Below are 21,084 nucleotides of genomic sequence, written 5' to 3'. Positions count from 1 at the left end.
AAATTATGCATCACGAATCTCCTATCAAACGTCGTCCTTCGACTCGAATTTATGTTGGCAACGTCCCTATTGGTGACGGTGCTCCTATTGCTGTTCAATCCATGACGAATACTCTCACAACGGATGTTGAGGCGACTGTTGCTCAAATACGGTCACTTGAAAAAGTAGGTGCGGATTTAGTTCGAGTTTCCGTTCCCACTATGGATGCTGCAGAAGCCTTTAAATTGATTAAGCAACAAGTGAATGTGCCATTAATCGCAGATATTCATTTTGATTATCGTATTGCCTTAAAAGTGGCGGAGTACGGTGTTGATTGCTTGAGAATTAACCCTGGTAATATTGGCAACGAAGCTCGGATTCGCTCAGTAGTGGATTGTGCTCGCGATAAAAATATTCCAATACGAATTGGGGTTAATGGTGGCTCTTTAGAAAAAGAGATCCAATTGAAATATGGTGAACCAACCGCGGCAGCGTTAGTGGAATCAGCCATGCGCCATGTGGATATTTTAGACCGCTTAAACTTTGATCAATTTAAAGTAAGTGTAAAAGCATCGGATGTGTTTTTGGCTGTTGATTCTTATCGCTTGCTGGCTAAACAAATAAATCAACCTTTGCATTTAGGGATTACTGAAGCTGGTGGTGCGCGTGCGGGGTCGGTTAAATCAGCCGTTGGTCTAGGAATGCTATTGTCGGAAGGGATCGGTGATACATTGCGTATTTCTCTTGCAGCGGACCCAGTTGAAGAAGTTAAAGTTGGTTTTGATATTTTAAAATCGCTGCGTATTCGCTCTCGTGGTATCAACTTTATTGCGTGTCCTACATGTTCTCGCCAAGAGTTTGATGTGATTTCAACCGTGAACGCATTAGAAGAGCGCTTAGAAGACATTATTACCCCAATGGATGTTTCTATTATTGGCTGTGTGGTCAATGGACCTGGTGAGGCAGAAGCTTCACATATGGGCATTGCTGGCGGACATAAAAAAAGCGCATTTTATGAAGATGGTAAACGCCAGAAAGAACGTTTTGATAATAATAATGTGATCGATCAGCTAGAAGCTAAAATTCGAGCAAAAGCCGCGATGCTAGATAGCGCGAATCGGATTGATGTCGATAATATTGATGGATAACGTTAAGTCGTTATCTTTTAAAGAATATTGAGTGGTAGTGACTGTGAGTAAAACAATTCAAGCAATTCGAGGCATGAATGATTGCCTGCCAAGCCAATCTCCTCTTTGGCATAAAGTAGAAGATGCGGTAAAAAATGTAGTGAGTTCTTATGGCTACAGTGAAATCCGCATGCCAATCGTTGAAGTGACTAATTTATTCAAGCGTGCGATCGGTGAAGTGACCGATGTCGTTGAAAAAGAAATGTATACCTTCGAAGACCGTAATGGCGATAGCTTGACGTTACGCCCTGAGGGGACGGCTGGTTGTGTCCGTGCTGGGATTGAAAATGGATTAATTTATAATCAAGAGCAACGTTTATGGTACATGGGACCTATGTTCCGCCATGAGCGTCCTCAAAAAGGTCGTTATCGTCAATTTCATCAAGTTGGCGTTGAAACATTTGGTCTACAAGGTCCTGATGTTGATGCTGAATTAATCATGATGACAGCTCGTTTATGGCGTGAATTAGGTATTGATCAACATGTTCGTTTAGAATTAAATTCGATCGGTTCTATTGAATCTCGAGCTAACTATCGTACCGTTTTAATTGAATTCCTTGAGCAACATATCGACATTTTAGATGAAGATTGTAAGCGTCGAATGTATACCAATCCGCTACGAGTACTGGATACTAAAAACCCAGCTATTCAAGCGATCTTGGTGGATGCACCTCAGTTAGCCGATTACCTTGATGATGACTCACGTGAACATTTTACTGGTTTATGTGAACTACTTGATGCAGCCGGTATCCAATACCAAGTTAATCAACGTTTAGTTCGCGGTTTAGATTATTACAACAAAACTGTTTTTGAATGGATCACTGAAAGCCTTGGTGCTCAAGGTACCGTTTGTGCTGGTGGTCGTTATGATGGTTTGGTTGAACAGTTAGGTGGTAAACCATCTCCAGCAGTTGGTTTTGCTATGGGGCTTGAGCGCTTGGTGTTGATGATGGAAACGCTAGAGCTTAATGAAGTTCGTAAACCGGTTGATGTTTATTTAGTCACAGCAGGTGAAGGCACACTCATCAATGGCATGAAACTGGCTGAATCATTACGTGAAAATGTAAAGGGCTTGCGCCTAATGACTCACTTTGGTGGCGGTAACTTTAAAAAACAATTTAAACGTGCAGATAAAGTGGGTGCGTCTATCGCACTGGTTCTGGGCGAAAATGAAGTCGCAGAGAAAACGGTGGTAGTCAAAGATCTTATTGGAGGTGAGCAGAAAACGCTTACTCAGTCTGAGCTTGCCGCTTATTTAACTAATGCCATTTAATTAAATAACGCTTGAATTTAAGCATTAAGTGCAATTATCGAATTTTAAAGAGGATGGAACGTGAGTATCTACGACGCGGATGAAGAACAACAAGTAGAAGCAATTAAAGACTGGTGGAAAGCAAACGGCAAGTCCGTGATCATTGGTGTTGTTGTGGGTATCGGTGGCATTTTGGGATGGCGTTATTACCAAGATAGCATTACTGCCGAGCAAGAAAGCGCCTCTCATGGTTACAGTGCGGTGATTTCAAACCTAGAAGAAAAAGGACTTGAAGCACAAAAACCAACTCAAGATTTTATTACCGCGAATGATAAAACGTCTTATGCTGTTTTAGCTGCTTTACAATTAGCAAAGGCGCAGGTTGATGCGAATAAGCTTGATGATGCATTGACGCAATTAAAGTGGGCAAAACTGCATACTAAAGACGAGACTCTATTGCCAATTATCTCTTATCGTATGGCTCGCGTACTTACCGCTCAAACTAAATATGATGATGCAATTTCGGAAGTGTCAGCAGTGAAATCGGAAGCTTGGAAAGCACGTAACCAAGAATTAATGGGCGATATTTATTTACTGAAAGGGGATAAAGACGCTGCTCAAAAAGCTTATATTCAAGCACAGCAAGATGGAACCGCAAACCAAGCTTTGCAGATGAAACTTGATGATCTTGCTAAGTAGGGACGGTTTTAATGAAAAAAGTGCTTAAACGTGGTCTGGCTCTGACTTTTATTGCTTTAGGACTTTTAGGGTGTTCTAGCGAAGAAGATACCATTGTCATGTCGCCACTTCCTATAGTAAAAAGTCAATTTACGCCAAAAACATTGTGGACCGCATCCGTGGGTGATGGTGTTGGGCACTATTTTTCAAAACTGACTCCGGTCTATGCTTACAATAAAGTTTTTGTTGCTAGCCGTGATGGAGAAGTGAAGGCTCTTGATCCTGAAACAGGTAAAACCTTATGGGAAGCTGATTTAGGTGAAGATGAACCTGCACGATTATCCGGTGGATTGAGCGCACTATACGATAAAGTGTATGTTGGATCTGAAAATGGTCAGGTTTACGCTTTATCTGCGGAGGATGGATCGCTTGTATGGCAACAAGATATTGAAGGTGAAGTCCTTGCCAAGCCGCTAGCGGATGAAAATTTAGTCATGTTTAATACGGCCAAAGGATCTTTGGTCGCATTGAAGCAAGAATCCGGTGAGCAAGCATGGGTGATCAATAATGAAGTTCCGAATTTAACCCTGAGAGGAGACAGTTCACCTACCTCTATTTCTGGTGGTGTTTTCTGGGGAATGTCGAACGGTCGCTTAGCCGCCGCGTTGATCCAAAAAGGGCAACTATTATGGCAGCAGCCTATTGGTACTCCAAAAGGATCGACAGAGATTGATCGCTTGGTAGATGTTGATGCTTCGCCGCTGATTATTGGTTCAAGCCTCTATACTGTTGGTATTAATGGTCAATTAGTGGCGATTGATTTACGTTCTGGCGCACCGATGTGGAAACGCGCTTATTCGTCGGCGACTGATTTGGCTACCGATGGTAGTAAACTTTTCGTTGTTACGGATCAAGATCATCTGACTGGTGTGGATGTCCGTAGTGGAACTAAGTTATGGGAAAATGACGAACTTCAATATCGCCAACTATCTGAACCTGCAGTGATCCACAATTACTTGGTTGTCGGTGATAATGAAGGTTACTTACATTGGATAGACCGTAATACTGGTGCTTTTGTTGCCCAGCAGTTGATTGGTGATGATGACGATGGAATTGCTGTGGCTCCAATTCAGCTTGATGATGGCTTTATTGTTATCACAAGAGAAGGGGAGATAAAGAAAATGCAGATCCCTGAAGGATCGTGATATAATCCGGCACCCTGATTTATCAGATCTAAAATCGGCTCCTATTGATGGGGCCGTTATTCTTCTTAATGGAGAGTATATTGTTTTGAGTTAGTAGTTATAGGTAATGGCGAAATATAGGCTTATTACCTATAACTACTCTGGTTATTTTAAAGATTTTTGAGGTATATATGATTCCTGTAGTGGCTTTAGTTGGACGACCAAACGTTGGTAAATCAACGTTATTTAACCGTCTAACTCGTACGCGTGACGCATTGGTTGCTGACTTTCCGGGCTTAACTCGGGATCGTAAATACGGCCAAGCAAAATCCGGTGAACATGAATTTATCGTGATCGATACTGGCGGTATTGATGGTACTGAAGATGGTGTTGAAACCAAAATGGCTGAACAGTCATTAGCGGCGATTGAAGAAGCTGATGTTGTTCTATTTATGGTTGATGGCCGTGCAGGATTAACAGTTTCTGATGAAGCGATTGCCCGTCATTTACGCATGCGTGAAAAACCAACCATGTTAGTGGTCAATAAGGTTGATGGCGTTGATGCTGATGCGGCGAGTGCTGAGTTCTGGCAGCTGGGCATGGATAAAGTGTATCAAATCGCCGCAGCTCATGGCCGTGGTGTGATGAGCTTAATTGATAAAGCATTGAAACCTTTTTCTGATCAATTGGCAGAAGAAGAAGCTAAGTTAAAAGCAGAAATTGAAGATTTAACAGGTGAAGTTGACGGCGAAGATGAGCAGTTAGAATACACCGAAGAACAAGCGGAAGCCGAATTTAAACGTTTGCAAGATCAACCGATTAAATTGGCGATCATTGGTCGACCTAATGTCGGTAAATCAACGCTGACTAATCGCATTTTAGGTGAAGAGCGTGTAGTTGTTTATGATATGCCAGGAACGACTCGCGACTCTATCTATATTCCAATGAAGCGTGATGAACGTGAATATGTCTTAATTGATACTGCCGGTGTTCGTCGTCGTAAACGTGTTAATGAAGTGGTTGAGAAATTCTCAGTGATCAAAACACTAAAAGCGATTGAAGATGCCAACGTTGTACTACTCATCATTGACGCACGTGAAAGTATTTCAGATCAAGATTTAAGCTTACTTGGGTTTGCACTTAATGCAGGGCGTTCTATCGTGATTGCTGTCAATAAGTGGGATGGCTTAGATACGGATGTAAAAGAGCATGTGAAGAAAGAGCTCGATCGTCGCTTAGGTTTTGTTGATTTTGCTCGTATTCATTTTATTTCAGCGCTTCACGGTACAGGTGTTGGTCATCTATTTGAATCGGTACAAGAGGCATATAAATCAGCCACAACTCGAGTTGGTACTTCAGTACTGACCCGTATTATGAAAATGGCGCAAGATGATCACCAGCCACCGTTGGTGCGTGGACGTCGAGTTAAGATGAAATATGCTCATGCGGGTGGCTATAACCCACCGATTATTGTTGTGCATGGTAACCAAGTAAAAGAGCTACCAGATTCTTATAAACGTTATTTGATGAACTATTTCCGTCGTTCTCTTGAGATCATGGGTACACCTATTAGGATCCAGTTCCAAAATAGTGAGAACCCATTTGAAGGCCAGGTAAATAAATCTAGCGTAACAGAAGCGCATAAGCGTAAACGTTTGGTGAGCTTGATTAAACGTGGCCGTAAAAAGCAATAAGCAGAATTTGATTCTTAATAATTAAACAAAAATACCACTCGTGAAGTGGTATTTTTTTATCTATAGATCGCGTATTTGGATATTTTAAAATATTGGATCCTATGACTTAAATGTAACTATATGGTTTATTATTCTGCTTTAAATCCAAATGCAGCATATGTAACTTATGCTTTCGGGTTGTGGTGATATAAATATTCTTAATGGGGTAGATCGCTGCTCAAAGAGTATAAAGGCTGAGATCATAAAAGATCATGCCATACTTAAAATGGTACATTAAATTAAAGATGGCAACATAAAATGACGATAGCCGACATTTTAATAAGTGGCATGTCATTTTGTTATCAAGGAGTAAGGGGAGTAAAGTAGCAAGGTATCAACTCTCCTTTTTTAAAGAAAAGACGGTGTTTTTAAAAACGCATGATTAAGGACTTATTTATGCCCGATTATGACTGTCCAAATTGCGATACTAAGTTAGTATGGCAAAGGAAAAATGATAAGAATCAACCGGTTTATGGCTGTAATCACTGCCAAGTTTATTTCACTCAACAGGCCTTTTGTCCAGCTTGTGATAATGAACTCAATTACTTGCAAGCATGTGGTTCTAGCAGTTTTTTTTGCCCACAATGTAATGAGCTAAAATCTAAATCAACAGTGGTAACTAAATTACAGTCTATTAAAGATCGTTAACTTACGATTGAATGGATCTCTCCATCAATAAATGAAATTGCAATCTTTTGCCCGCTTTTTAGGCTCGCAGCCTGAGATACCACCCGACTATTTTCATCTTTCACAATGCTATAGCCTCTTTTAAGTGTTGAAAGTGGGCTCATGGTTTCTAGCTTTTCAACTTTTATCGCCAAATGGTATCTCTGAGTCGTGAGTTGCTTTTCAATCGCGTTGATTAAATGACGTTGCTTTTGCTGTACTTGATCTTTTTGCCTTTCAATTTTTTTGGCTAGTGAATAGCGATTGAATTTATCAGTTAAGTATTCGACTTGGCTGTTCTGACGGCGCAAGTAGTACGACATTGAACGTTGTAAACGCTGACTTAAATCATCCAGTTGTTGAGCTTGATTATTGAGCTGATAACGAGGATGTAATTTATCCAATAGATGCGTTAACTGGGTGAGACGAGATTTTTGTTGCGAGAAATAATAGCGGCTTGCGTTGAGTAAACGTTGATAATGATGATGCAGCGTTTGCTGCTTATGGTTATTGTCACGGCTTACAAGCTCAGCCGCCGCAGATGGTGTTGGTGCGCGGACATCGGCAACAAAATCAGCAATAGTGACATCAATTTCATGCCCAACGGCACTAACAATAGGAATTTGGCTAGCAGCAATAGTTCGAGCAACAATCTCATGGTTAAAACACCATAAATCCTCCAGCGAACCACCGCCCCGGCCAACGATCAAAATATCACATTCATTACGGCTATTGGCTCGTCCTATCGCTTGAGCAATTTTGAAAGGAGCTTCTTCTCCTTGCACAACCGTTGGGTACACAATGATCGGTAAGCTTGGATCTCGGCGCTTTAATACATCCAAAATATCATAGAGTGCAGCGCCCGTTTTTGAGGTAATAACGCCAATTCGTTTTGGATTTTCAGGTAGGGGTTGTTTTAGGCTTTGAGCAAACAAACCTTCGCCAGCTAAACGCATTTTAAGCTGTTCAAATTCTTGTTGTAGGCGCCCGTCACCTTCAGGCTGCATACTCTCGATGATCAATTGATAATCACCACGAGGTTCATATAGAGATAATCGTGCTTTGACTAACACCTGATTCCCGCTCATTGGCTTAAAACCAACGTGGCGATTATTCCCTTTGAACATGGCGCATTTAACTTGTGCACGTGAATCTTTTAATGAGAAATACCAATGACCAGAAACGGGAGCGGAAAAATTTGATAATTCGCCCACCAACCATACAATTCCCATTTCATTTTCAAGCAACATTCGTACTTCTGCATTTAAGCGAGAAACCGTAAATATATTTGGATTAGTGGTTGGGGGTATAGGCACAGGAAATCTCACAAATCTAATCAAAAAGGATAAGATAATTATAGCGGAATTAGGCTTTAAATTGCGAATGCTGTGAGTCAAGAACAGCCAAAAACTTAAGTGTGCGACAACATTGATGTCATTAATTAATATTTGAACTACCTTCAGACTTATTCATTAAATTTTCATAAATAAAAAGGGTGAAACATCTAGTCAAACGATTGCGCGAGGCGTATAATCCCGCTGCAATATCAAATCCCAAATTCATTTTATTATGCGAAACGATGAAATGAGTTTATCGCTTATGGTTTTAGTCGTTTTTTAGCTAAATACTAACAGTGGGATTTATCCTTCTAACACTCTTATGTGAGATATTGCAATGTTACGAATCGCGAAAGAAGCTTTAACGTTTGATGACGTTTTACTTGTCCCTGCACACTCCACCGTTCTTCCTAATACAGCTGATCTTCGCACTCAGTTGACTAAAAAAATCACCCTTAACGTCCCAATGATTTCTGCCGCTATGGATACGGTTACAGAAGCTCGTTTGGCTATTGCTCTGGCTCAAGAAGGCGGAATTGGCTTTATTCATAAGAATATGTCGATTGAACAGCAAGCTGAAGAAGTGCGTTTAGTGAAGATTTATGAAGCGGGTGTGGTTAGCAATCCTGTTACTATCCGCCCAACTGGGACAATCTTGGATGTGAAAGCATTAACCGAGAAACATGGTTTCGCTGGCTTTCCTGTCGTAACGCAAAGTAATGAATTAGTCGGTATTATTACTGGCCGTGATGTTCGTTTCGTCACTGATTTGACCAAAAGTGTTGAACAAGTGATGACCCCAAAAGATCGCCTTGCCACCGTGAAAGAAGGTGCTTCACTTTCTGATGTACAAAAATTAATGCAAGAGCGCCGCATTGAGAAAGTATTAGTCGTTAATGATGCTTTCCAACTGTCGGGTATGATCACCGCAAAAGATTTCCAAAAAGCAGAAAGTAAACCGAACGCTTGTAAAGATGACCAAGGTCGCTTACGTGTTGGTGCGGCCGTTGGCGCTGGCTCTGGTAACGAAGAGCGAGTGAAAGCACTTGTCGAAGCTGGCGTTGATGTTCTGCTTATCGATTCATCTCACGGTCACTCTCAAGGTGTCTTGGATCGCATTAAAGAAACGCGCGCGCTTTTCCCTGATTTACAAATCATTGGCGGTAATGTAGCAACGGCTGCGGGTGCTCGTGCACTGATTGATGCAGGTGTTGATGCGGTTAAAGTAGGCATCGGCCCGGGTTCAATTTGTACTACTCGTATTGTTACTGGTGTTGGCGTTCCACAAATCACTGCTATTTCAGATGCAGCAGAAGCGGCAGCTGAGTTTGGTATTCCGGTGATTGCTGATGGCGGTATCCGCTTCTCTGGTGATATTTGTAAAGCTATTGCCGCTGGCGCATCTTGCGTGATGGTTGGCTCTATGTTTGCAGGAACGGAAGAAGCACCGGGTGAAATCATCCTTTACCAAGGTCGTTCTTATAAATCTTACCGTGGAATGGGTTCACTGGGCGCGATGTCTCAAGGATCATCAGATCGTTACTTCCAATCAGATAATGCAGCCGATAAGCTTGTTCCTGAAGGAATTGAAGGCCGTACGGCTTATAAAGGACGTTTAAAAGAAATTATCCATCAACAAATGGGTGGTTTACGCTCAAGCATGGGCCTAACCGGCAGTGCTACGATTGATGATATGCGCACTAAAGCAGAGTTTGTACGTATCTCTGGTGCGGGCATGCAAGAGTCGCATGTGCATGATGTGCAAATTACAAAAGAAGCCCCTAATTACCGTCTTGGATAAAATTTTCATCTATCACTAGTTATTGAGTCCAATAACTGTGTCGAAGGTGCTCATTGACTACCGTCAACTGCGCGCCTTTTTCTTGCTCTTGAACTTATTCCTGAGCGAGAGATTGAAAATTGACGGTAATGAAAACAAAAATTTTTAATGATGTGTGTTTTTAGTTATTTGACGATAAGCACATGTCAATTTCACTTTAATTAGATTTTAGAGAAAAAGAATGACGACCAATATTCATGCTGAACGCATTTTAATTTTAGACTTTGGATCTCAATATACCCAATTGATTGCTCGCCGTATTCGTGAGATCGGTGTGTATTGTGAACTGTGGAGTTGGGATGTTGAAGAATCGGATATCCGTGAATTCAATCCAGACGGCATTATTCTTTCTGGTGGCCCTGAAAGTGTCACCGAAGCCAATTCTCCTCGTGCGCCTGAATATGTATTTAATGCTGGTGTTCCTGTATTTGGTATTTGTTACGGCATGCAAACCATGTCTGAGCAACTTGGCGGGAAAGTAGCTGGTTCGAATGAACGTGAGTTTGGCTATGCACAAGTCAAAATGATTGAAGACTGTGCCTTGTTTGCCAATATTGAAGATGCGATTTCAGAAGATGGTAAACCGCTGTTAGATGTATGGATGAGTCACGGTGATAAAGTGGTTGAGATCCCAAGCGGATTCACTAAAGTTGCTCAAACTGATACTTGCCCATACGCTGCGATGGCGAATGATGAAAAACGTTTTTATGGCGTTCAATTTCATCCGGAAGTAACGCACACTCGTCAAGGCTTACGCATGCTTGAGAACTTTGTGCTTAATATCTGTGGTTGTAGCAAGTTGTGGACGCCATCTTCTATCATTGAAGATTCAATTGTACGCCTTAAAGATCAAATTGGTGATGATGAAGTTATTCTTGGTCTTTCTGGTGGGGTTGATTCTTCTGTTGTCGCGATGCTGCTTCATCGTGCAATTGGCGACAAACTTACCTGTGTATTCGTGGATAACGGCCTATTGCGTTTAAATGAAGCTGAGCAAGTCATGGATATGTTTGGCGATCACTTCGGATTAAATATCATCCACGTTGATGCTGAAAACCGTTTCTTAGATGCACTCGGTGGCGAAGCAGAACCAGAAGCGAAGCGTAAAATTATTGGTCGCGTTTTTGTTGAGATCTTTGATGAAGAATCGAAGAAGCTTAACAATGCTAAATGGCTAGCACAAGGCACTATTTACCCTGATGTGATTGAATCTGCTGCATCGAAAACGGGTAAAGCGCATGTGATTAAATCTCACCATAACGTGGGCGGTTTGCCTGATGATATGGCGATGGGTTTGGTTGAGCCATTACGTGAACTCTTTAAAGATGAAGTACGTAAGATTGGTCTAGAACTTGGCCTGCCATACAACATGCTTTACCGTCACCCTTTCCCTGGGCCAGGTTTGGGTGTTCGTGTCTTGGGCGAAGTGAAGAAAGAATATTGTGACTTGTTACGTCGCGCCGATGCTATCTTCATTGAAGAGCTACACGCGGCAGATTTATACAACAAAGTTTCACAAGCCTTTACAGTATTCCTACCAGTACGTTCTGTTGGCGTGATGGGTGATGGTCGTAAATACGATTGGGTTGTATCGCTACGAGCGGTCGAAACGATTGATTTTATGACAGCGCATTGGGCACATTTACCTTATGATTTCCTTGGCAAAGTATCCAACCGCATCATTAATGAAGTCGATGGTATTTCACGTGTCGTTTATGATATTTCAGGTAAACCACCCGCGACGATTGAGTGGGAGTAAGGCTCGCTAGCAATAGTGCATAACGCTTTAAACCAATCAATGAAATGCCAGTGAGTTTTCTGACTGGCATTTTTTATGGGGATAATGACTGTTGGTTTTCAGAAATCTGTGTATCCAGAAAATCGACAACAGCACTAACTCTGCCTGAGTGTGCTAAATCTGAGTGAATAGCCAACCAAATCGGCTGATCACAACCCACATCTCCTTGCACACAAACCAAGTCTCTTTTCTTAGAGGTAAAATGAGGGAGTAGCGCCATACCAACCCTTGCTTCTACAGCTTTCATTTGTGCCTAAAGGGTGGTTGTAGTCAAGCGGCAAGGCTTTCCTCTTAACATTTTTGTTCGTCATTGTGCTGTTGGCAAATTTTGCGGCATTTCAGACCACTCGATGAAATTATCATGTTCGCAAGATAGACTAGTGTTGTCTGAGCTCTTTCTATTGTTTACGTAGTCTTGTGAGGCGTAAAGCCCAAACCCTAGTGTATCTAGTCGGCGGATGCTGACATTACCCCGTTCCGGTTTTTACCATACGTAAGGCAATGTCAGCATCGCGTCGGTGTAGGTTAACTGTGGATACACCAAAATAGAGCTTTCACTGGCTTTTTCCTCGCTTATTACGATAGATGTCTGTTAATCATTTTGTATTGGAGAATAGATGCACTTTATTCGCTTTTCAGCTCGTTGGTATACTCTACGGGTAACCAGCGATATCCGTTTTGCTCTTCAATCACATGCCCGAAACCTGGAAACGATATATGTGCAGCCGCAACGAGATCCCCTTCTTTTACCACCTGCTTCAATACTTTCTTCCGTGTTTCGACTGCTTTTTGTTGATTCACATCAAAATGAATTGCGACCGAAGGAGATGGGAGTTGGATGTTTTTTATATGGATAATATCTCCCCACAACACCAGATTTTTCCCTTCACTAGATACTTTATAAATAACGCTGCCTGGTGTATGTCCTGGTGCCGGAATCGCTTTTACGCCTGGAAATAATTCTACCGGAGCCTGGAACGTGGTTAATTTGCCTGCGTCCTTGACGGGGCCGACTGTTTTCTCTGTATCTGCAAACGTATGGCGCTGGTCTTCTTTGACGTTATTGATGTTTTTTTTGTTGAGCCAAAAATCAGCATCATGTTGATCCACGTACACTTTGGCATTAGGAAATACCAAGTGTCCGTTTCTGCTGACGCCACCGGAATGATCGGCATGGATGTGGGTCAGTAATACCGCATCGATGCTCTCAGCAGGATACCCAGCGGTGGCAAGGTTATTGAGGAGGTGCCCACCTAAGTCGCCAAATAGATCGCCTGCACCGGCATCAACTAAAATTTGTTGCTTACCATCATCAATAACAAAGGTATTGATTGATGTTTCTACCGGTGATGTCAGATAAGCGGATTGCAAAGCCTGATGAATCGATTTGTTGCTTATGTGAGTTAGGAGCTTATCGAACGGTACATTGACCGTCCCGTCTGAAACTGCCGTCACAAGTAGTTTACCGAGTTTAATTCGATAGTAGCCCGGCGCTTGCTGTGCATCGAGATAGGTGGATGCATTGGCGAAACTCGCTACCAACATAAATGATATGATCCAAAATTTTTTCATGGTGTCCTCTGATTAGATTGATCGATTGAGTTTCTGGAGTATATTCATACTCTATTTATTAATTAAATTGATTGTTGTGATGAACCATATTGTTATTGATGATATTAGACGAGTAGACTTAAATTTGCTGGTGGTGTTATTGGCTTTGTATCATGAGCAAAGCGTGACCAAGGCGTCGGAACGCCTGTATTTAGGGCAGCCTGCCGTGAGCGGCGCACTCAAGCGACTTAGAGAGCTCATCGGGGATCCCTTATTTGTGAGGCAAGGCAGTGGAATGATTGCCACTCCCCGTGCTGAAGCATTGGTTCACGAGCTGACACCGTTGATGGAATCCCTCCATAGCCATCTGTTTGATGTGCCAGTTTTCTCTCCTAAAACCAGTGTAAAAACCTTTCGTATTGGGATGAGTGAATGGGTTGAGCAGTGGATCATGGCTACGTTTTTAAAGCGGACGTATCAAGATGCACCGGGCATTGTCCTCAAGGTAGTGAATGTCGATCCATATACGGCGCCTGATGCAGTAGAAGACGGGCGTGTTGATGTGGCTATCTCATTGGATACCATATCGACACAGGAAATAGAGAGCCTGCAGGTCGCCAATATGGGTTATCAAACCGTTTGGTCAAAAGCACAAATATCACTCTCTAACCCCATAACTTTGGACGAGTTTCTAAGCAAAGAACATCTTTTGGTTTCTTACCGAAATGCATCAAGCAGTCAGCTTGACCGGCATCTGGCACGACAGGGTAAATCACGCCGGATTCGTTATGTTTCACCTAATTTTTCTTCCTATCCGCTGCTTTTGAATCAGCAACCATTTTTAGCGACGGTACCTAAGGGGCTCGCTAGCATTTGGCAACAGAATTACAATTTGACTGTAAGTGACGTACCGATTGATTACGAGGATATTAAACTTTGTTTGTTGTGGCATAGAAGACAAACTCAGGATCCGGCGCTGAGTTGGCTTTTAGCACATCTAAAGCAAGCCATTAATGATGGATAGGGTGAATGATTGGGAGGGCAACGACCTAGTCAGTTTCTTCTTCTTTAACACAAACTTACTAAGTTAATTGAGGTAATAACTAAGGACGTTTATTTTTCGTAGACGGCATGAATAAAGATTTTTAATCTGTGGTTGCGTTATAGTTGGAATATTGAGAGTTAGTATTTAATTATATGGATAAATGTCGACTCGCACCTGGGGGGTGTCCAGTAATGCGTTTGAAGGCTCGGCTAAATGCCGCTTGGGAAGTGTAGCCTAAACGTTGAGCGACAACGTCGATGGATACTTTTTCGTGAGTTAACCATTGTTGAGCAAGGCGCATTCGTAGTGTGGTTGTGTAACGTAATGGTGGCATGCCAATGGTATCTTGAAATCGTTGGGCAAAGATCGAGCGTGAAATATGAGACTCAGCTGCTAACGATGAAACCGTCCATTGTTTACCTGGTTGGCGATGTAGTGCGAGTATTGCCGGGGCGAGTCGTGGGTCGCGTAGTGCCGAGATAAGGCCCGAAGCATTCTCACAGCCATTTTCCACCCATCCGCGTACGATCATTGATGCGCCCACTTCGGCTAATCTAGCCAGTATTCCTGCAAAGCCTATACGACCCGAGCAAATTTCTCGTTTCATGGCGTCTAATATCCCCACTAAATCCGGATATTTCTGCCCATGTGTATCTGCCACCATCACGTCAGGCATGAGTTTTCTAAGCTCATACATGCCACCGAGATCGAATTCCATACAACCGTAGAAAATGATAGCGCTTGGTATTGAATGAGTGCTTGGACATGTATCTACCCCACTAACACTATCTCCTAGTGGATCAGAGGTAAACTCGCTGATTTCTTGACCTGAGATCTGTGTGCTTGATATTAGTTGATGGTCGAGCCCTTGAGGTATGAATACTGCACTACCTGCAGACAATTCGTGAGTGCCTTCTTTTGTTCTGAGTAACGCTGTCCCCACAGCTACATAATGAAAGTAAGCGTGTCCCGGTCTTGAATTAAATGCTAAGCCAAAAGTAGGTCCAGTCTGAATGCGGCGGTATTGAACGCCGCGCAAGCGCATGCCTGTTAATAGTTCACTTATGAGTTCCGAGGATATAGCAAATTGCTTACTTTCTTTCATTTAGGGGTTTTGGTCAAAAGTTAGGGTGTATTAATCATAGATCATCCGACCCTTAGACTCTAGACTTTATACATGTTTTTTATGTCTAGGAATTTTGAAATGAATGATGAAGTAATGGATCCAGTATCAACTGACAGGGCTGACGAAGTGCCGTCAACGCCTGCATGGATGGCAGTTTTTTCCTTAGCGATGGGAGTGTTTGGGCTGTTAACCGCTGAGTATCTTCCTGCCAGTCTACTTACGCCAATGGCCTCCGATCTGGGGGTTTCTGAAGCGTTAGCAGGTCAAGCGGTGACAGTGACCGCTGTAGTTGCTTTGTTTGCTGGTCTGTCAGTACCACGACTAACTCGCAATTTAGATAGACGAGTGGTGTTGTTAAGTTTTACCGTATTGATGATTGCTTCTAATTTATTAGTCACCTTGTCTACCAATCTAGTGTTTCTACTGGTAATGCGTATCTTATTAGGCTTTGCGCTTGGAGGATTTTGGTCTATGGCGGCGGCGGTTGCAATGCGTTTAGTGCCAAAAAAACTTGTTCCCCGGGCTCTTTCTATCATCTTCAGTGGTATTGCGGTGGGGACCGTGGTTTCTATCCCTCTTGGTAGTTACCTAGGGGGACTTTATGGTTGGCGCAGTGCTTTCTATGCCGCAGCAGCCGTGGGCGTTTTGACGTTGATCTTTCAGCTTTTCACATTGCCGAGTATGGCGCCGCGTAAAGCCGTTCAGAGTGAATCAGTGCTGGGGTTGTTACGACGTCCCGGAATTTTGATTGGTATGCTGGGGTGTGTATTAGCTCACACGGGGCAATACGCCTTATTTACCTACATTCGGCCTGCTTTAGAGAGTGTTTCTAATATTGGTGTAGATGGCTTGTCTTTGATGCTTCTAGGGTTCGGTGTTGCTAATTTCTTTGGAACATTGTTAGCTGGCGAGTTAATGCAGCGTAGTTTACGTGCTACTTTAGTCATTAAGCCTGCATTGGTCGGTATAGCGGCATTCGGAATTATCCTGTTTCCTCTTGGAAATATTGGATTGATGGTGTTAGTTGCGCTTTGGGGATTGGCATTTGGTGGTGTGCCCGTTGCATGGTCAAGCTGGGTTGCTCAGGTGCTTCCTGATCACGCAGAAACCGCGGGAGGCATGGTGGTTGCCGCCGTGCAGTCATCGATTGCATTGGGTGCTGCCGTAGGAGGGCTTATTTTTGGACTGAGTGGCATTGTAGGGGTTTTTATTGCCGGTGCTAGTATAATGTTGTTTGCCTCTCTTTTCATAAAATTACGAGTTCGAACAGATTTATAGCTTATCAGAATAAAGAAAGCGAATGTGCGGTTCTACAATGACGAAACTCCTGTCAGTTGTATGGAATTATTGCAAAGCATGGAAGAAACTTTCGTTTAGGCCAAAGCCGAACTAAAACGTCGACGAGCAGCAAAAAATCAAAAAAATCTGCGAATGGTATAGATGATGGTATCGTTAATAGTCATCTTTCTAACTAGCTGTTATGCACGTGTATTTTCCTCTCATTGATATTCGAGTGGGAGTAAACTATTTTTTAGTGGTAATACGTTACTTTTATTTTACCCTCACATAAGTATTTAAAAATAGTGATAAAAGAGCCGCTGATGTAGATCAGTGGCTCTTTTTTTTGTCTAACTATATAAAAGATGCGATGTAATACTCTGTTACTTCAAAATATTTTGTGGTTCTAGTAAATCGAATATCATACGGAATAATATTTCATCAAATTAGATTACCTTTAAAGGATGTCATCATTGGATCAGGTTACAACATTTAGATACTTACAAAATGCGTTCAAACGTATTGATCAAAGTAATACTTTTCAGATATTTGTGATTGCCGTGATCCTGATTTCGGCGTTAACGGTTGGCGCGCATACGTATGAATTGCATTCCTCGATGGAATACGCATTAAATATTATGGATTCAGCCATCACCGTATTTTTCTTGATAGAGTTGATTATCCGTTATTTAGCCAGTGATGGTATTCGAGCCTTCTTTAAAAAAGGTTGGAATATTTTTGATTTGGTTATTGTGCTCGGGAGCTTATACCCAGCGGCGGGTTCAACCATGTTTGTGGCGCGTCTATTGCGGATCTTCCGCGTGTTGCGTTTAGTGTCGATGGTGCCTGAGTTACGGGTGTTGGTAAATGCACTGCTCAAAGCCATTCCACAGATGGGGTATATTGGCTTACTCATGTTTGTTATTTTCTATATTTATGCGGCAGTCGGCAGTATGTTATTTGGTGGTATCAATCCAACACTGTGGAGTGATGTTTCGATTTCGATGTTAACGCTATTTCGAGTGGCAACGTTTGAAGACTGGACTGATGTGATGTACGAAACGATGGAGGTTTATTCACTGAGTTGGATTTACTACCTAACCTTCATATTCTTAACCGCCTTCATCTTCTTAAATATGATGGTGGGCACCATTCTAGAGGTGATGTCACAAGAGCATAAATTATTGCGTGAGGAGCAAAATCCGGATGCAGATACGCTTGCAACTTCTAGTGAGGTTATGGCTTTGAATATCAAGCTTGATCAACTACAACAAACACTAATAGAAATGCAGAAAAAACCTGATTAGCGTTGCATTAAATACTGATCTAGGTAATCAAGTAACAATCTCACCTTAGATGGAAGATGACGGTTATGCGGGTAAATAGCCCAAATACCTTCATCTTTTGGTTGATGAGAGGGCAGTAAAGCGATTAGCTCCCCTGATTGTAAATATGGCTGCACGTAATAATCAGGCAGCTGAACAATGCCAATTCCTTTTAACGCAGCGTCTAATAGCGCGTAGCCGTTATTGCATTTTAAACTCCCATGTACCGTTAACTTTCGGTTCTGGAAGCGCCAATGATCGAGAGATCCCAGTAAGCAGTTGTGTCGCTTTAATTCGGCTAATGTCTGTGGTGTGCTGTACTTAGCTAAATAATCAGGTGAGGCACATAAGAACAGGTTTCTATCGCGTAATTTTTTCGCCATCATGGTTGAATCAATGAGCGATCCTAACCGTATGGATAGATCGACTTTTTCGTCAGTGAGATCAACGGTTCGGTTGGTAAGCCATAATTCTACAGTTAACTCAGGGTAGAGCAGACAGAAATCATTGATTAGTGGTGCTAAGTGGCTTTCACCATAAGCAATTGGCGCTGAAAGTTTCAATTGGCCTTGCGGGGTATGATGCAAATTAGTGACGGTTTGTTCTGCGGTATTTAAAGCATCCAGTATGGCGCGACATTGTTGATAATATGATTTTCCAATATCCGTTAAACTTACCTTTCTGGTCGTTCGATAGAATAACTTTACGGATAATCGGCTTTCCAATTGGTTTATTTGACGGCTGACTTGCGCGGTGGAGATAGACAATTGTTTGGCCGCTAAGGTAAAGCTTTTAGTCTCGGCTACCGCCACAAATTCACTGATACCTTGCCATTGCATATTCTTCACTCATTGGTATTAATCGAATGTTTATTTTAGTCATTATTACTCATGTGTAAAAGTGTTTTACTTAAAAGATGGATTATCAATGATGTAATTTCGCCTATACTAAAAGCCTCAATAATCGAAAACTCTTTTGAATTTGTAAGGATATTTCATGACAGCACAAGTAATTAAATCACGCGCCGCTGTGGCGTGGAAAGCGGGCGAGCCACTAAAAATGGAAACTGTGGATGTAATGCCACCACAAGCTGGTGAAGTTCGTGTCAAAATCATCGCCACCGGTGTTTGTCATACTGATGCTTTCACCTTATCTGGTGATGATCCTGAAGGCGTATTTCCAGCCATACTTGGTCATGAAGGTGGCGGTATTGTTGAATCGATTGGAGAGGGCGTCACTTCTGTCAAAGTTGGCGATCATGTTATTCCACTTTACACCGCAGAGTGTGGAGTCTGTAAATTCTGTACTTCAGGTAAAACCAATCTTTGTTCTTCAGTACGTGAAACGCAAGGTAAAGGGTTAATGCCTGATGGCACCACGCGTTTTTCGATTAATGGTCAGCCGATCTTCCATTACATGGGGACATCAACATTTTCTGAATATACCGTGTTGCCTGAAGTCTCGCTGGCTAAAATCAATCCTGAAGCTGATTTGAAAGAGGTGTGCCTATTAGGTTGTGGTGTCACGACCGGAATGGGGGCGGTGACTAATACAGCTAACGTTCAACCTGGCGATACCGTAGCGATCTTTGGTTTAGGTGGTATTGGTTTATCGGCCGTTATTGGTTCAGCGATGGCAAAAGCAGGGCGCATCATTGCCATTGATATTAATGAATCAAAATTTGAATTAGCCAAACAATTGGGTGCGACTGATTGCATTAATCCGAATGATTTTGATAAACCGATCCAAGAAGTGATTGTTGAAATGACCGATGGCGGAGTGGAATATTCATTCGAATGTGTTGGCAATGTTCATTTGATGCGCAGCGCCCTTGAGTGTTGCCATAAAGGCTGGGGTGAATCGATTATCATCGGTGTGGCTGGCGCAGGGCAAGAGATCTCCACTCGTCCATTTCAGTTAGTGACGGGAAGAGTATGGAAAGGATCGGCGTTTGGTGGTGTGAAAGGGCGTTCTCAGCTGCCTGATTATGTAGAACGTTATATGAAAGGCGAGTTTAAATTGAATGATTTCATTACTCACACAATGTCTTTAGAAGAGATTAATACTGCGTTTGATCTTATGTATGAAGGCAAAAGTATTCGTACTGTGATCCATTTTTAAAGCTGGAGAGTTTATGAAGCAATTGAGTTCCAATAAATCCTTTGGTGGACAGCAACAGCAATTTGAACATGATTCAATGGTGCTGCATTGTGCGATGCGCTTTTCTGTGTATTTACCGCCGCAAGCAACGCAAGAGAATAAAGTTCCAGTTTTGTATTGGCTTTCTGGCCTAACGTGCAATGATGAAAACTTTGTGCAAAAAGCAGGAGCGCAACGTATGGCGGCGCAGTTGGGGATGGCCATTGTGATGCCTGATACCAGCCCGCGTGGTGTTGATACTAATGGTGACATTATTGCTGATGATGAAGCGTATGATTTAGGCCAAGGCGCTGGGTTTTATGTAAATGCGACCCAAGCACCTTGGGATAAGCATTATCAGATGTATGATTATGTTGCTTATGAATTGCCAGCTTTGATTGAAGCGAACTTTCCAGTGACGGATAAGCGTTCTATCTCTGGTCATTCAATGGGAGGACATGGCGCATTAGTGATAGGTTTGCGTAATGCGCCAAGATTTCAGTCGATCTCAGCTTTTAGTCCGATAGTAAGCCCATTGCAGTGCCTGTGGGGACACAAAGCATTAACCGCTTATTTAGGCGATGATCAAGCATTATGGGTAAAATACGATGCGGTTGAACTGATGAAAAAAATCAAAGGTGATACGTCAAATTTACCTCCGATTAAAGTCGATCAAGGTCTGGCGGATAACTTTCTTGAAGCGCAATTAAAACCGCACTTATTAGAAAATTCGGCGAGCCAAGTGCATTATCCATTGGAGATCAATGTGCACTCTGGTTACGATCATAGCTACTTTTTTATCGCGAGTTTTATTGATGAGCATTTGAAGTTTCATGCACAACATTTAATGGCATAGAAAAAGTAGTAAAACAGAGTCATCAATGGATTATCTATTCGGATAGTCCATTTTTTTTTGTCTATTAGTTTATTTTGCGAATTATTTATAAATAATGATTCAGTGTTACT

The 21,084-nt window shown here is 42.3% G+C and carries 18 protein-coding genes; 13 read left to right on the top strand and 5 right to left on the bottom strand.

Annotated elements, in window-relative coordinates:
- The first annotated feature begins 5 nt into the window (after positions 1-5).
- The 6 genes from ispG to FH976_RS05115 all read left to right on the top strand — a co-directional run bounded on the left by ispG (position 6) and on the right by FH976_RS05115 (position 6,661).
- The gene (ispG, locus tag FH976_RS05140; RefSeq protein WP_190331693.1) at positions 6-1,127 is read left to right on the top strand and encodes a flavodoxin-dependent (E)-4-hydroxy-3-methylbut-2-enyl-diphosphate synthase; all 1,122 of its coding nucleotides are present in this window, start codon (positions 6-8) and stop codon (positions 1,125-1,127) included.
- Between the two features lie 43 nt (positions 1,128-1,170).
- On the top strand, positions 1,171-2,439 hold the full coding sequence (hisS, locus tag FH976_RS05135) for a histidine--tRNA ligase (RefSeq protein WP_194089832.1): 1,269 nt from the start codon (positions 1,171-1,173) through the stop codon (positions 2,437-2,439).
- A gap of 60 nt (positions 2,440-2,499) precedes the next feature.
- Positions 2,500-3,117, top strand: coding sequence for a YfgM family protein (locus tag FH976_RS05130; RefSeq protein WP_194089831.1), 618 nt, complete (start codon positions 2,500-2,502; stop codon positions 3,115-3,117).
- 11 nt (positions 3,118-3,128) lie between these two features.
- On the top strand, positions 3,129-4,301 hold the full coding sequence (gene bamB, locus FH976_RS05125; protein ID WP_194089830.1) for an outer membrane protein assembly factor BamB: 1,173 nt from the start codon (positions 3,129-3,131) through the stop codon (positions 4,299-4,301).
- 170 nt (positions 4,302-4,471) lie between these two features.
- Positions 4,472-5,974 (top strand): ribosome biogenesis GTPase Der, encoded by a 1,503-nt coding sequence (gene der, locus FH976_RS05120; protein WP_194089829.1) that lies wholly within the window; start codon positions 4,472-4,474, stop codon positions 5,972-5,974.
- 435 nt (positions 5,975-6,409) lie between these two features.
- A complete protein-coding gene (locus FH976_RS05115; protein WP_194089828.1) occupies positions 6,410-6,661 on the top strand; it encodes a zinc ribbon domain-containing protein in 252 nt (83 codons plus the stop codon).
- On the opposite strand, the gene xseA is transcribed toward FH976_RS05115, so the two are convergent.
- On the bottom strand, positions 6,658-7,911 hold the full coding sequence (gene xseA, locus FH976_RS05110; protein ID WP_407701629.1) for an exodeoxyribonuclease VII large subunit: 1,254 nt from the start codon (positions 7,909-7,911) through the stop codon (positions 6,658-6,660). The genes FH976_RS05115 and xseA overlap by 4 nt on opposite strands.
- A 442-nt stretch (positions 7,912-8,353) precedes the next feature.
- Here xseA and guaB point away from each other — a divergent pair, with 442 nt between their 5' ends.
- Positions 8,354-9,817, top strand: coding sequence for an IMP dehydrogenase (gene guaB / locus FH976_RS05105; protein ID WP_194089827.1), 1,464 nt, complete (start codon positions 8,354-8,356; stop codon positions 9,815-9,817).
- 220 nt (positions 9,818-10,037) lie between these two features.
- Positions 10,038-11,615, top strand: coding sequence for a glutamine-hydrolyzing GMP synthase (gene guaA / locus FH976_RS05100; protein ID WP_194089826.1), 1,578 nt, complete (start codon positions 10,038-10,040; stop codon positions 11,613-11,615).
- Between the two features lie 73 nt (positions 11,616-11,688).
- On the opposite strand, the gene FH976_RS05095 is transcribed toward guaA, so the two are convergent.
- Together FH976_RS05095 and FH976_RS05090 are read right to left on the bottom strand one after the other, a co-directional pair.
- Positions 11,689-11,901, bottom strand: coding sequence for a hypothetical protein (locus FH976_RS05095; RefSeq protein ID WP_194089825.1), 213 nt, complete (start codon positions 11,899-11,901; stop codon positions 11,689-11,691).
- A gap of 377 nt (positions 11,902-12,278) precedes the next feature.
- Positions 12,279-13,226: an MBL fold metallo-hydrolase gene (locus tag FH976_RS05090; RefSeq protein WP_194089824.1), complete on the bottom strand. Its 948-nt coding sequence runs from the start codon at positions 13,224-13,226 to the stop codon at positions 12,279-12,281.
- A gap of 79 nt (positions 13,227-13,305) precedes the next feature.
- Here FH976_RS05090 and FH976_RS05085 point away from each other — a divergent pair, with 79 nt between their 5' ends.
- Positions 13,306-14,229 (top strand): LysR family transcriptional regulator, encoded by a 924-nt coding sequence (locus FH976_RS05085; protein WP_194089823.1) that lies wholly within the window; start codon positions 13,306-13,308, stop codon positions 14,227-14,229.
- A gap of 169 nt (positions 14,230-14,398) precedes the next feature.
- On the opposite strand, the gene FH976_RS05080 is transcribed toward FH976_RS05085, so the two are convergent.
- Positions 14,399-15,355 carry an AraC family transcriptional regulator gene (locus FH976_RS05080; protein ID WP_027696801.1) on the bottom strand — a complete coding sequence of 319 codons (957 nt, stop codon included), beginning with the start codon at positions 15,353-15,355 and terminating at the stop codon, positions 14,399-14,401.
- A 99-nt stretch (positions 15,356-15,454) separates the two neighbouring features.
- Here FH976_RS05080 and FH976_RS05075 point away from each other — a divergent pair, with 99 nt between their 5' ends.
- Both FH976_RS05075 and FH976_RS05070 read left to right on the top strand, forming a co-directional pair.
- Positions 15,455-16,654: an MFS transporter gene (locus FH976_RS05075; protein ID WP_194089822.1), complete on the top strand. Its 1,200-nt coding sequence runs from the start codon at positions 15,455-15,457 to the stop codon at positions 16,652-16,654.
- Between the two features lie 473 nt (positions 16,655-17,127).
- A complete protein-coding gene (locus FH976_RS05070; RefSeq protein ID WP_228767345.1) occupies positions 17,128-17,961 on the top strand; it encodes an ion transporter in 834 nt (277 codons plus the stop codon).
- Here the strand turns inward: FH976_RS05070 and FH976_RS05065 are convergent.
- A complete protein-coding gene (locus tag FH976_RS05065) occupies positions 17,958-18,818 on the bottom strand; it encodes a LysR substrate-binding domain-containing protein (protein WP_194089820.1) in 861 nt (286 codons plus the stop codon). The genes FH976_RS05070 and FH976_RS05065 overlap by 4 nt on opposite strands.
- Positions 18,819-18,975: 157 nt before the next feature.
- Between FH976_RS05065 and FH976_RS05060 the strand changes: the two genes are divergently transcribed.
- Both FH976_RS05060 and fghA read left to right on the top strand, forming a co-directional pair.
- Positions 18,976-20,100, top strand: coding sequence for an S-(hydroxymethyl)glutathione dehydrogenase/class III alcohol dehydrogenase (locus FH976_RS05060; protein ID WP_194950312.1), 1,125 nt, complete (start codon positions 18,976-18,978; stop codon positions 20,098-20,100).
- 13 nt (positions 20,101-20,113) lie between these two features.
- Positions 20,114-20,974: an S-formylglutathione hydrolase gene (gene fghA, locus FH976_RS05055; RefSeq protein WP_194089819.1), complete on the top strand. Its 861-nt coding sequence runs from the start codon at positions 20,114-20,116 to the stop codon at positions 20,972-20,974.
- Positions 20,975-21,084: the final 110 nt, after the last annotated feature.

This window comes from Vibrio hibernica (assembly GCF_015223435.1).
GTDB classification, from domain to species: Bacteria; Pseudomonadota; Gammaproteobacteria; order Enterobacterales; family Vibrionaceae; genus Vibrio; species Vibrio hibernica.
The sequence above is the reverse complement of the archived record's forward strand: the minus strand, read 5'-3'. Positions and strand labels throughout refer to the sequence as shown.

Excerpts from the sequence above, each read along its gene's own strand:
- ispG (WP_190331693.1), top strand. The coding sequence starts at position 6 with ATGCATCACGAATCTCCTATCAAACGTCGTCCTTCGACTCGAATTTAT.
- bamB (WP_194089830.1), top strand. The coding sequence starts at position 3,129 with ATGAAAAAAGTGCTTAAACGTGGTCTGGCTCTGACTTTTATTGCTTTA.
- der (WP_194089829.1), top strand. The coding sequence starts at position 4,472 with ATGATTCCTGTAGTGGCTTTAGTTGGACGACCAAACGTTGGTAAATCA.
- FH976_RS05115 (WP_194089828.1), top strand. The coding sequence starts at position 6,410 with ATGCCCGATTATGACTGTCCAAATTGCGATACTAAGTTAGTATGGCAA.
- xseA (WP_407701629.1), bottom strand. The coding sequence starts at position 7,911 with ATGGGAATTGTATGGTTGGTGGGCGAATTATCAAATTTTTCCGCTCCC.
- guaB (WP_194089827.1), top strand. The coding sequence starts at position 8,354 with ATGTTACGAATCGCGAAAGAAGCTTTAACGTTTGATGACGTTTTACTT.
- guaA (WP_194089826.1), top strand. The coding sequence starts at position 10,038 with ATGACGACCAATATTCATGCTGAACGCATTTTAATTTTAGACTTTGGA.
- FH976_RS05095 (WP_194089825.1), bottom strand. The coding sequence starts at position 11,901 with ATGAAAGCTGTAGAAGCAAGGGTTGGTATGGCGCTACTCCCTCATTTT.
- FH976_RS05090 (WP_194089824.1), bottom strand. The coding sequence starts at position 13,226 with ATGAAAAAATTTTGGATCATATCATTTATGTTGGTAGCGAGTTTCGCC.
- FH976_RS05085 (WP_194089823.1), top strand. The coding sequence starts at position 13,306 with ATGAACCATATTGTTATTGATGATATTAGACGAGTAGACTTAAATTTG.
- FH976_RS05080 (WP_027696801.1), bottom strand. The coding sequence starts at position 15,355 with ATGAAAGAAAGTAAGCAATTTGCTATATCCTCGGAACTCATAAGTGAA.
- FH976_RS05075 (WP_194089822.1), top strand. The coding sequence starts at position 15,455 with ATGAATGATGAAGTAATGGATCCAGTATCAACTGACAGGGCTGACGAA.
- FH976_RS05065 (WP_194089820.1), bottom strand. The coding sequence starts at position 18,818 with ATGCAATGGCAAGGTATCAGTGAATTTGTGGCGGTAGCCGAGACTAAA.
- FH976_RS05060 (WP_194950312.1), top strand. The coding sequence starts at position 18,976 with ATGACAGCACAAGTAATTAAATCACGCGCCGCTGTGGCGTGGAAAGCG.
- fghA (WP_194089819.1), top strand. The coding sequence starts at position 20,114 with ATGAAGCAATTGAGTTCCAATAAATCCTTTGGTGGACAGCAACAGCAA.